9 protein-coding genes are annotated in these 11249 nt (G+C 70.9%); 3 read left to right on the forward strand and 6 right to left on the reverse strand.

What is annotated here, in order from left to right; genetic code table 11:
- Positions 1-19: 19 nt before the first annotated feature.
- The gene (locus ACZ63J_RS41080; RefSeq protein WP_465405611.1) at positions 20-1387 is read right to left on the reverse strand and encodes a cation:dicarboxylate symporter family transporter; all 1368 of its coding nucleotides are present in this window, start codon (positions 1385-1387) and stop codon (positions 20-22) included.
- A gap of 127 nt (positions 1388-1514) precedes the next feature.
- On the opposite strand from ACZ63J_RS41080, the gene ACZ63J_RS41085 reads away from it, so the two are divergent.
- The 3 genes from ACZ63J_RS41085 to ACZ63J_RS41095 all read left to right on the forward strand — a co-directional run bounded on the left by ACZ63J_RS41085 (position 1515) and on the right by ACZ63J_RS41095 (position 5628).
- Complete coding sequence (locus tag ACZ63J_RS41085; RefSeq protein WP_465405613.1) at positions 1515-3116, forward strand: ATP-binding protein; 1602 nt, start codon at positions 1515-1517, stop codon at positions 3114-3116.
- The gene (locus ACZ63J_RS41090; protein WP_465310166.1) at positions 3113-3781 is read left to right on the forward strand and encodes a response regulator; all 669 of its coding nucleotides are present in this window, start codon (positions 3113-3115) and stop codon (positions 3779-3781) included. Before ACZ63J_RS41085 ends, ACZ63J_RS41090 begins: the two co-directional genes overlap by 4 nt.
- Before the next feature lie 92 nt (positions 3782-3873).
- Entirely contained in the window at positions 3874-5628 is a 1755-nt protein-coding gene (locus ACZ63J_RS41095; protein ID WP_465405615.1) for a M64 family metallopeptidase, read from the forward strand.
- On the opposite strand, the gene ACZ63J_RS41100 is transcribed toward ACZ63J_RS41095, so the two are convergent.
- From ACZ63J_RS41100 to ACZ63J_RS41120, 5 genes are read right to left on the reverse strand one after another with little or no spacing between them, the layout of a single operon-like run.
- On the reverse strand, positions 5629-6999 hold the full coding sequence (locus tag ACZ63J_RS41100; RefSeq protein WP_465405617.1) for a beta-N-acetylhexosaminidase: 1371 nt from the start codon (positions 6997-6999) through the stop codon (positions 5629-5631).
- A 1-nt stretch (position 7000) separates the two neighbouring features.
- Entirely contained in the window at positions 7001-7867 is an 867-nt protein-coding gene (locus tag ACZ63J_RS41105) for a carbohydrate ABC transporter permease (protein WP_465405619.1), read from the reverse strand.
- Complete coding sequence (locus tag ACZ63J_RS41110; RefSeq protein ID WP_465335465.1) at positions 7858-8805, reverse strand: carbohydrate ABC transporter permease; 948 nt, start codon at positions 8803-8805, stop codon at positions 7858-7860. Before ACZ63J_RS41110 ends, ACZ63J_RS41105 begins: the two co-directional genes overlap by 10 nt.
- Complete coding sequence (locus ACZ63J_RS41115) at positions 8805-10088, reverse strand: extracellular solute-binding protein (protein ID WP_465405621.1); 1284 nt, start codon at positions 10086-10088, stop codon at positions 8805-8807. Before ACZ63J_RS41115 ends, ACZ63J_RS41110 begins: the two co-directional genes overlap by 1 nt.
- A 25-nt stretch (positions 10089-10113) precedes the next feature.
- The gene (locus ACZ63J_RS41120) at positions 10114-11241 is read right to left on the reverse strand and encodes a lactonase family protein (protein ID WP_465405623.1); all 1128 of its coding nucleotides are present in this window, start codon (positions 11239-11241) and stop codon (positions 10114-10116) included.
- Positions 11242-11249: the final 8 nt, after the last annotated feature.

Genomic DNA, 11249 nt, shown 5'->3' on the forward strand with positions numbered 1-11249 from the left:
GAGCACGAACGTTTCGGGGTTACCGGGCAGGCTCCTTCGGGACGTCGTCCAGGTCGTCGGTTCCGGCCGCGTGGCTGTGGTCGTCGAGCATCGTGGCTTCGTCGAACGGTTCCTGGCCGGCGAAGACGCGTTGTGCCTTCTCCCGGTCGAACTCCTTCACCCAGTTTCCGATGAGGACGGTCGCGACCGCGTTGCCGGCGAAGTTCGTCAGCGCGCGGGCCTCCGACATGAACCGGTCGATGCCGAGGATGAACCCGACGCCGTTGACCAGTTCCGGCCGGTGCGACTGCAGCCCGGAAGCCAGCGTCGCGATGCCCGAGCCGCTGACGCCCGCCGCGCCCTTCGACGCGATGATCATGAACGCCAGCAGGCCGATCTGCGAACCGATCGAGAGCGGCTCGTCCTGCGCCGCGGCGATGAACAACGTCGCCATGGTCAGGTAGATCGCGGTGCCGTCCAGGTTGAACGAGTAGCCGGTCGGCACGGTGATGCCGACGACCGACTTGCCGACGCCGACGTGCTCCATCTTCGCGATCAGCCGCGGCAGCGCCGACTCCGACGACGAGGTCGAGAGGATCAGCAGGAACTCGCGGCCGAGATAGCGCAGCAGCTGCAGGATGTTGACGCGCGCGCCGAGCCACAGCACGATCCCGAGGATCACGAACACGAACACGATGCAGGTCGCGTAGAAGCCGAGCATGATCACGGCGAGGCTCTTCAACGCGGCCCAGCCGGTCGCGCCGACCACCGCGGCGATGGCGCCGAACGCGCCGATCGGGGCGGCCCACATGATCATGGCCAGCACCCGGAAGACCAAGCGCTGGATGTGCTCGATGCCGCGCAGGATCGGGGCGCCCTTCGGGCCCAGCTTCTGCAGCGCGAACCCGACGAGCAGCGCGACCAGCAGGGCCTGCAGGACCTCACCTTCGGTGAAGGCCGAGACGAACGTCTTCGGGATGATGCCGAGCAGGAAGTCGACCGGGCCTTCGGCGCCGGTGGCGGACTTCTGGACGCTCTTCACGTCCGCCGGGTTCAGGTGCAGCCCGGTGCCGGGGTGCAGCAGGTTGCCGACGACCAGACCGATCGCGAGGGCGAAGGTCGACATGATGATGAAGTAGAACAGCGCCATCACGCCCACCTTGCCGACCTTGGCCGCTTTTGCGACCGAGCCGACGCCGATGACGATGGTGCAGAAGATGATCGGCGTGATCATCATCTTGATCAGGTTGACGAAGCCGTCGCCGAGGGGCTTGAGGCCCTTGGCGAAGCCCGGGAAGAGGAAGCCCACCAGGATCCCGAGCGCGACCGCGACGATCACGGCCAGGTACAGGTAGTGGGTCTTGTCCCGCTTGCGCGGGGTCTCCTCGGTGGTCGGTGGGGTCGGCACCGTTGCCTCCAGCTCAGGGGTGTTCCAGGTTGCGGCACACTGTAGGCCCACGCGGGTGATCCGGCTCACTTGTGTTCATTGAGTTCGCGCGCTGATCGCACCGTCCCGTTCGGACACCCGGGCGCCGGTGTGCTGGTATGAGGAGGTGTCCTCGACGTCGTCCCGCTGGAGCCTGGCGCGCCAGCTGCTCGTGCTGCAGCTGGTGGTGCTCTGCGTGCTCGCCGGCGCCGGGATCACGTTCGCCTACCTCGACGCGTCGCGGGCGGTCGACCAGAACGCCAAGGACCAGGTGCGCGCCGTGGCCTCCACGGTGGCCGACGCGCCGTCCGTGCTCGCCGCGGTGGGCGCACCGGACCCCAGCTCGACGCTGCAGCCGTTCGCCGTCGAGGTGCAGCACGACACCGGCGTCGACTTCATCACGATCATGAGCCCGGCCGGGATCCGCTACACGCACCCGAACCCGGCGCTGATCGGCCAGCACTACATCGGCAACATCGCCCAAGCGCAACGCGGGCAGGAGCTCACCGAGACCTACACCGGCTCCCTCGGCCCGTCGATCCGGACGGTGGTGCCGGTGTTCGGGCCGGGGCAGCGGGTGGTCGCGCTGGTCGCCGTCGGGATCACCGTGGCGGCGATCTCGGCCGAGCTACGTGAACGGCTGTGGCCGCTGTTCGGCGTCGCCGGCGCGGTGCTGCTGGTCGGGGCGCTGGGCGGCTGGCTGATCAGCGCCCGGCTGCGGCGCCAGACCCGCGGGGTTGCGCCGGACGAGCTGAGCAACCTCTTCGAGTACCACGAAGCCGTCCTGCATTCGGTGCGCGAGGGCGTGCTGCTCGTCGGCCGGGACGGCCGGATCGGGCTCTGCAACGACGGTGCGCGCGCCCTCCTCGGCCTCGACGCCGACCCGGTCGGGCGCGAGCTGGCGTCGCTGGGCCTGCCGGACGAGCTGGCGCGCGCGTTCACCTCGGCCGAGAACCGGGCCGAGGAGCTGCACCTGACCGACGCCCGCGTGCTGCTGGTCAGCACGACCGCCGTCCGCTCGGGCGGCCGGTCGCAGGGCACCGTCGTCGTCCTGCGCGACCACACGGAACTGCAGACGCTGACCGGGGAGCTGACCACCGCGCGCGGGCTCGCGGAGGCGCTGCGGTCGCAGGCGCACGAGGCGGCGAACCGGCTGCACACTGTCGTTTCCCTGGTGGAGATCGGAAAACCCGAGCAGGCGGTCGAGTTCGCGACGGCGGAGCTCGCTCTCGCCCAGGAGCTGACCGACCGCGTGGTCGGCGCGGTCGCCGAGCCGGTGCTCGCCGCGCTGCTGCTGGGAAAGGCGGCCGAGGCGAGCGAACGCGGGGTCGAGCTCACCGTCACGCCGGACACGGTGATCGACGACGTCTCGCTCGGCGTCGCGGCCCGCGACCTGGTGACCATCCTCGGCAACCTCATCGACAACGGCATCGACGCGGCGGTGCGCGGCACCGGCAAACCGGCGGTCGTCGTCACCGCGCGCTCCGATCCGGGGGAGCTGCTGCTGCGGGTGGGCGACACCGGACCCGGCGTCCCCGACGACGCCGACGTCTTCCGCCGCGGCTGGTCGACGAAGGCCGAGGACGGCCACGGGCTCGGTCTCGCGCTCGTCGGGCAGGCGGTGCGCCGCTACGGCGGTACGGTCGACATCGGCCGGGACGGCGGCGCGGTGTTCACCGTGCGGCTCCCGCGGCGGGAGGCGGACCGGTGATCCGGGTGCTGGTGGTGGAGGACGAGCCGGTGGCCGCCGAGGCGCACCGCGTCTACGTCGAACGGCTCCCGGGGTTCTCCGTGGCGGGCGTGGTCCACTCGGGCGGAGACGCGCTGCGGTTCTGCGAACGCGAGCCGGTCGACCTGGTGCTGCTGGACTTCTACCTCCCGGACACGCACGGCCTGGCGGTGTGCCGGTCGTTGCGCGCGGCCGGGCTGCCGATCGACGTCATCGCGGTGACGTCGGCGCGCGACCTCGGGCTGGTGAAGGCCGCGGTGTCGGTCGGCGTGGTGCAGTATCTGCTCAAGCCGTTCACCTTCGCCACCCTGCGCGAAAAACTGGAGCGCTATCGCGAGTTCCGCGACGCGTCCGGCGAAGTGACGGGCCAGGCCGAGATCGACCGCGCCCTCGGCGCGCTGCGCACGACCGAGCAGCCCCCGCTGCCGAAGGGGATGAGCGTCCAGACCCTGGAGGCCATCCGCGACGCCCTGTCGGGAGCGACGGAAGGCCTGTCGGCAGGCGCGGCGGCGAGCGCGATCGGCGCGTCCCGCGTGACGGCGCGGCGGTATCTGGAGTACCTGGCGGACAACGGGATGGCCCACCGCGAGCCGCACTACGGCCAGGTCGGGCGGCCCGAGGTCTGGTACCGGCTGACTCGCGTATAACGACCTATACCTCACGCCTCCGACTTCCGGCGGTTCCGGCCGGCAAACCAGTGCGGTAGACCGGGACCCAGCCGAGGAAGGGGAGAGCCGCCATGCGGAACTGGGCCGGGCTTGTCGCCGCGCTTCTCTTGAGCGTTGCCGTCGCCGTACCCGCGCACGCCGAGGAGCCCGCTGCCGCCGTCACCGACGTCCAGGTGAGCGGGCCGGCCGCGCAGCGGTTCAACCTCGTGGTGCTCGGGGACGGGTACACCGCCGCCGAGCAGCCGAAGTTCTTCGCCGACGTCCAGCGGCACGTGAACACCCTCTGGTCGCTCGAGCCGTTCAAGTCCTACCGCAGCTACTTCAACGTCTACGCCGTGTCGATCGCCTCGCCGGAGTCCGGTGTGGACTGTGACCCGGACCTGGCGTCACCGCAGAAGGACACCCCGCTGAACATGGGTTTCTGGGGCGGCTGCAACGCACAGAGCGTCCAGCGGCTCCTGACCGTCGACGACACCGCCGCGCAGAAGTACGCCGACCTCGTGCCCGGCACCACCCGCGCGAACCGCCAGATCCTCGCCCTCGCCAACAGCGCCACGTACGGCGGCGCGGGTGGCACCTACGCGACGGCGTCCGGCGGCAACGCGCTGTCCGCGCTGATCTCGCCCCACGAGCTGGGCCATTCGCTCGGCGGCCTCGACGACGAATACGACTACTACGCGCGCAACGTCCCGGGCGGCGCCTACGAAGGCGGCGAGCCCGACTCGATCCACCACACCCTGCTGACCGAGCGGCAGATGCGCGACCAGCACACGAAGTGGTGGCGCTGGCTGGGCGAGCCGAGCGAGTCCGGCGGCCGGATCGGCCGGTTCGAAGGCGGGCTCTACACCCAGACCGGCGTCTGGCGGCCGAGTCAGCACTCGATGATGAAGACGCTCGGGTACGCGTTCGACCAGGTCGGGCGTGAACGGATGACCCAGCGCATCGCCGGGAAGGTGCCGCTCGTCAGCGGCGGCACGCCGGCCGGGACGATCGGCGCCGACCGCGTTGTGTGGGTGCGGACGATGCACCCCGTCAGCCACCGCCTCGACGTCAGCTGGACCTTGGACGGCGTCCCGCAGCGCGGCTCCGAGGCGCTCGACCTGCGGCAGGCGCACGTCAAGCCGGGCAAGCACACGCTGACCGCCAAGGTGACCGACCCGACGCCGTTCGTCCGCGACCCGGCCGCGCGGCCGACGGCGACCCGCACCTGGACCGTCGACACCTCGGTGGTCACACCGCCGGCCGGGGGACCGGCGGTGGTGGCGTCGACCCCGACCTCGCTGCCGGTCGGCGCCGGCAACGTCGTCTACGTCGAGACCGGCGAGCCGACCGGCTCGATCCCCACGGTGTCCTGGAAGCTCGACGGCCGGCCCGCCGGTCGCGGGGCCGACTTCACCGTCGACGCGGCCCGCGGGGCGCACACGCTCACGGCCACCACGGGCGGCACCACCCTCACCTGGGCGGTGGACGCGTCCGGGCCGACCACCACGGCCGAGCTGCCGCCCGCGAAGGACAACGTCTTCCACGGCTCCTTCACGATGCGGCTGACCCCGTCCGACGGGATGCCGGAGTTCCGCGTGGACGGCGACGGCTGGCACAAGTACTACGGCTGGCCGACGGACGCGACCGCGCCCTACCTGTTCACCGCGCGGGGCACGGAGATCGACGGCCTGGCCTACGGCAACCTCGGTTCCGGCGGCCTGACGGTGTCTCCGTTCGCGACCCGGACGCCGGGGTACGGCCGCCACCGGATCGAGTACCGCTCGATCGACGCGGCCGGCAACGTCGGCCCGACAAAGGCGTTCGAGGTGACGCTGCGGCCCTGATCAGCGCGGCCGGCCCGGCACCCCCGGCCGGGTCTGCCACGGGTGCGGGCCGTCGAGGGGGCGGTACTCGACGCCGAGCGCGTCGAGGCGCGGCAGGTGGTGGTCGCGCAGCCGGGGCAGGAACTCGGTGTAGTCCCGCGCCCCGCTGCTCCACGCCACCTCGGCGAACGCCGACAACCGCGGGAAGGCCATGTAGTCCACCCGCCGGACGGTGTCCAGGTGCTCGCTCCACACCTGTGCCTGCACCCCGCGCAGCCGTGGCCCGGCCAGCGCCGGTTCGTAGGTGTAGACGTCTTCGAGAGTGTGGACCCAGCCGACCGGGATCGGCTCGTCCGGGTGGTCGGACTGGCGGTGGTCGAGGTAGACGTGCTGCTCCGGGCACATGACCACGTCGTGGCCGGCTTCGGCGGCCTGCTGCCCGGCCGTCTCGTTCTGCCAGGAGCCGATCACCATCGGGGGAAGGCCGCCGATGTCGAGGACCTCGTCCCAGCCCATCGGCGTGCGGCCGCGCGCCACCAGGTGCTCGGCCAGCTGCCGGACGAACTTGCGGTGCTCGTCGGTCGCGCCCGGCGTCTCGTCGCCGCCCAGGGCGATCACCGGCGACGGGAAGATCTCCAGCAGGTGGTCGAAGACCCGGCGGAAGAAGTCCAAAGTGGACTCGGTCGGGTCGAGCAGCGAAGTGCTGATGCCCCAGGCGATCCAGATCTCGTACGCCTCTTCGGTGCCCAGCTCGGGGTAGGCCGCCAGGGCCGCCCGCGCGTGGCCGGGGATGTCGATCTCCGGCACCACCGTGATGGCCCGCGACGCCGCGTACGCGACGATCTCCCGCAGGTCGTCCCCGGTGTAGAACCCGCCGTGCGGCCGGCCGTCCTGCGGGCCCCCGCTGCCGGTCATCGACGACGGCCGCCAGCCGCCCACCGACGTCAGGCGGGGGAGGCCGGGGACCTCGAACCGCCAGCCCTGGTCGTCGGTGAGGTGCAGGTTGAGCACGTTCAGCTTGTGCGCGGCCAGCAGGTCGACGAACCGCAGCACCTCGGCCTTGGTCCGGAAGTGCCGGGCGACGTCGAGCAGGCAGCCGCGCCACCCGAAGCGCGGGTGGTCCTCGACCACACCGCAGGGCACCGACAGGCCACTCCGGATGGACGCGGCGCGGAACGCGTCGGGGCCGGCGAGCTGGCGCAAGGTCTGCCGTCCGTAGACCTCCCCGGCGGGGTCGCCGCAGAACAGCACCACGCCGGACTCGGAGATCTCCAGCCGGTAGCCCTCTGCGGGCAGGTCGGCCGCGCGGACGTCCACAGTGGACGGCCACGGGCAGGTCCCCGGCGCCGGGGACACCGAAACCGGACGGGGGAGCAGGGTGTCGAAAGACATGTCAGCCCTTCACGGCGCCGGCCATGCCGGACACCAGCCGTCGTTGCACGAGGACGAAGAACACGAGAACCGGGATCGTCATCAGGGTCGAGGACGCCATCACCGCACCCCAGTCAGTGTCCTCCGGTTTGAAGAACACCAGGATCGCCTGCGGCAGCGTCTGGTTCTCCGTCTTGGAGATGATGAACGTCTTGGCGAAGAGGAAGTCGTTCCAGGCGTGGATGAACGCGAGCACGCTGACCGCGACCAGCCCGGGCGCCACCAGCGGGAACAGGATCTGCCAGGTGAACCGCATCCGGGACGCGCCGTCGAGCTTCGCGGCCTCTTCCAGCTCCACCGGCACCGCGGCGACGAACCCGCGCAGCATCCAGATCGCGAACGGCAGGCTGAACGCCAGGTGCACCAGCACCAGCGACCCCAGCTCGTTCAGCCCGAACGCCGGCGCGACCCCGCCGATCTGGCGCATCAGGAAAAACAGCGGGATGGTCAGCGCCTCCACCGGCACCATCTGGGCGACCAGGATCATCACCAGCAGCACGGTCCGGCCCTTGAACGAGAACCGCGTCAGCGCGACCGCCGACAGGAACGACAGCAGCAGCGAAAGCACCACGACGACCAGCGCCACCACGAGGCTGTTCACGAAGAACCGCCCGAAGCCGGACACCGTGAGCACGCGGGAGAAGCTTTCGAACGACGGGCTGAACGTCCACGGTTTCGGGTTCGCCGACTGGATCTCGCCGGGCGGCTTCACCGCGGAGAGCAACATCCAGTACAGCGGGAACGCGACGATCCCGGCGATGACCACCGTGATGATCTCGGCGACCAGTCGGCCGGGACGGCGGACGCGGCGCGCGGTCATCACAGCCATGCCGCGCTCCGGCGCTGCGACCGGACGTACAGCCCGGTGACGGACAGCAGCAACAGCGTCATGACGACTCCGATCGCCGAGCCGAGGCCGTATTCCTGCCCGGCGAAAGCCTGTTGGTAGGCGTAGACGTTGAGCACGAGGTTGCGCCCGGCCACCCCGCCGCCGTTGGTCATCACGTAGATCTGGGTGAACACCTTGAAGTCCCAGATGATCGACTGGACGGTCGCGATCATCAGCAGCGGCCGCACCATCGGCAGCACGATCGACCCCGTCGTCCGCCACACCGACGCGCCGTCGAGCGACGCGGCTTCGAGCACTTCGTCGGGCACACCCTTGATCCCGGCGTACATCGTGACCAGCACGAACGGGAACGAGCACCAGATCACCTCGGCGGCGACCAGCCCGAACGCGCCGAGCGTGCCGAAGGTCCACGAGTGGTGCTCGAACGGCAGCCCGAGGCCCGAGAGCACCTCGTTGACCAGGCCGAAGTCGGTGTCGAAGAGGAACAGCCAGACGTAGGAGCCCGCGATCGCCGGTGTCGACCACGCGCCCAGCGCGGCGAGGAACAGCAGCGTCCGGGGGAGCGAGCGCACCCGGCTGGCCAGCACGGCGAGCCCGGTGCCGACGACGAGCGAGCCGGCGACGCAGGCCGCGGCGAACCCGACCGTCTTGCCCAGCACCGTCCAGAACTGCACCTGCGAGAGCAGGTCGGCGTAGTTCGCGAAGCCGAGGAACACCAGGGGCGCGTTGCCCGAAGCCTGCGGCTGGCCGTAGTCGTAGAACGAGATCAGGACCAGCTGGTAGATCGGGTAGGCCAGCATCGCGGCGAGCAGGACGCCCGCCGGGGCGAGGTAGAGCGCGGCGGCCCGGCCGTCCCCCTTCCGCCGCGGCCGCCGGGCGGGCGCCGTGACGGAAGGGGCCTCCTGGACGGTCACCACTACCCGAAGGCCTTGTCCATCGCCGCGGCCGCCTCGGTGAGCGCCGCCGACGGGTCCTTGCCGCCGGTCGCGATCTGCTGGACGGCCGTCGGCAGCACGTTCTGGCTGTCGATCTTCGACCACGCCGGCGTCGCCGGGACGAACTTCGTGCCCGACTTCAGGGTGTCGACGAACGGCTTGAGCGACGGGTCGTTCACGGCGAGCTTCTGCTGCACCCCGGCCAGCGTCGGCAGGTTGCCCATCGCGGTGTACATCTTCTCCTGGTACTTCGGGCCACCGAGCAGCTTGATGAAGTCCAGCGCGAGGCCGCGGTGCTTGCTCGCGCCGAACACCCCGAGCAGGTTGCCGCCGGCGAACGCGGGGGCGACGCTGCCCGCCGTCGTGCCCGGCAGCGGCACGATGGCGTACTTGCCCTTGACCGCGCCCTGTTCGACGGCCTTGCGGTTGAAGTCACCGCCGATGGTCATCCCGGCCTTGCCGCCGGCGAACGCCGTGACGCTCTGGGTGCCGGTGAGGTTCGCGCACTGCGCGGGCGGGCAGATGTCGTCCTTGAGCAGGTTCGCGTACTGCGTCACGCCGGACTTGGCCTGCTCGCCGGTCACCGCCGACTTCCACTTGCCGTCGCTCTCCTGCGCGAGCTCACCGCCGTTGGCCCAGAGGAACGGCAGCATCGCGTAGGTGTACTTGCCGCCGACGGCGATGCCGTAGAGGTCCGGCTTGGCGGCGCGGATCTTGCGCGCGTCGTCGGTCAGCTCGGCCAGCGTCGACGGCGGCTTGAGGCCGAGCTCGGTGAAGAGGTCGGTGCGGTAGTACAACGCGCGGATGCCGGTGTACCAGGGCAGGCCGTAGGTCTTGCCGCCGGACTTGGCGGTGTCCAGCACGGTCGGGATGAGGTCCTTGCCCTCGGTCCACGACGCGAGGTCGCCGGTCAGGTCGGCCAGCGCGCCGGTGGCCGCGTAGCTGGAGACGTCGGTGTTGCCGAACTCGGCGACGTCGGGTGCGTTGGCCGGGTCGTTGAAGGCGCCGGAGAACTTGTCGGCGCGCCCTTCGACCGGCACCCACTGGACGTCGACCTCGACACCCTGGTGGGCGGCCTTGAACTCGGTGATCGCCTCCTTGACCGCGGCCTCCTTCGGCGCGCGGTTGGCTTCGTCGAACAGCCAGACGCGAACGGTGCCGGTCTTTTCGTCCCCGCCGGCGCCCGCGGGCGCGGACTGGGTGGGCGCGCAGCCGGCCAGCAGGGCCAGCCCGGCGACGACGGGCAGGGTGCGGCGCAGTCTCATGAGGATCCTCCAGTGCGGCCTGGGGTCAGGCGAAGTGGACCGAGTTGACGTCGGGGACCGCCAGGCTGCCGGCGACCGCGCCGGGCAGGCCGGTGGCCGGGTCGCGCGGCAGCCAGGTGACGGTGCCGGAGCGCTGGTTCGAGACGTAGAACCAGTTCTCCGCCGGGTCGAGGGCCACGTGCCGCGGCCAGTTGCCGCCACTGGACACAGTGGACACCAGCTTCAGCGTCGCGCCGGCGACGGAGAACGTCGCCAGGGTGTTGGGCCCGCGGACGGTGGCGTAGGCGAACTTCCCGTCCTTGGACAGGGTGATCTCACCGGGGAACAGGTCGCCGGTGCTGCCCGGCGGCACGGCCGGGACGACCGAAAGCGCCTTCAGCGTGCCGGTGGCCGCGTCCCAGCTCGTCACCGTCACCTCCGGCCGCAGCTCCTGCAGCACGTAGGCGTACTTCCCGGTGCTGTCGAACGCGAGGTGCCGCGGCCCGGCGCCGGCCGGCAGCTTCAGCTGCTGGTGCAGCGCCAGCTTCCCGGTCGTGACGTCGAGGGAGTAGACGTACACCGAGTCGGCGCCGAGGTCGACCGACAGCACCCAGCGCCCGGTCGGGTCGTTGACGACCTGGTGCGCGTGCGCCTGCCCGGAGTCGGCTTTGTGCGTCACCAGGTCGGTGGCCGCGCCGAGCTTGCCGCCGGCGAGGATCGGCAGCACGACGACGCTGCCCGAGCTGTAGTTCGCGGCCAGCACGTACTTCTGGCTCGAGTGCACGCTCAGGTGCGTCGGCGCGCCGCCCTTGGACGAAACCTTGTTGAGCAGCTTCGGGTTCAAGGCGTCGGTGATGTTCAGCGCCGAGACGAACCCGTTGGGGTCGCCTTCGTTGGTGACGTAGAGAGTCTTGCCGTCGACACTGCGGTCGAACCACGACGTGTCGGTGATGCCCGGCACCGTGCGGACCGGGCCCAGCGTGGCGCCCGACCGGCTCGAGACGTCGAGGCCGTGACCGCTCGCCCCGCTGGTGTAACTGCCGATGTACACGGTTCCTCCGGCGATGCAGCCCTGCGCGGTGGTGGCCGCGGCGGCGAACTGCGCGCCGAGCACGGTCGCGGCACCCGCCCCCGCGGCGGCGCCGAGGAACGTGCGACGGGAAAGTCCGGTCATCATTGTCT

Source organism: Amycolatopsis sp. NPDC104863 (assembly GCF_055582965.1).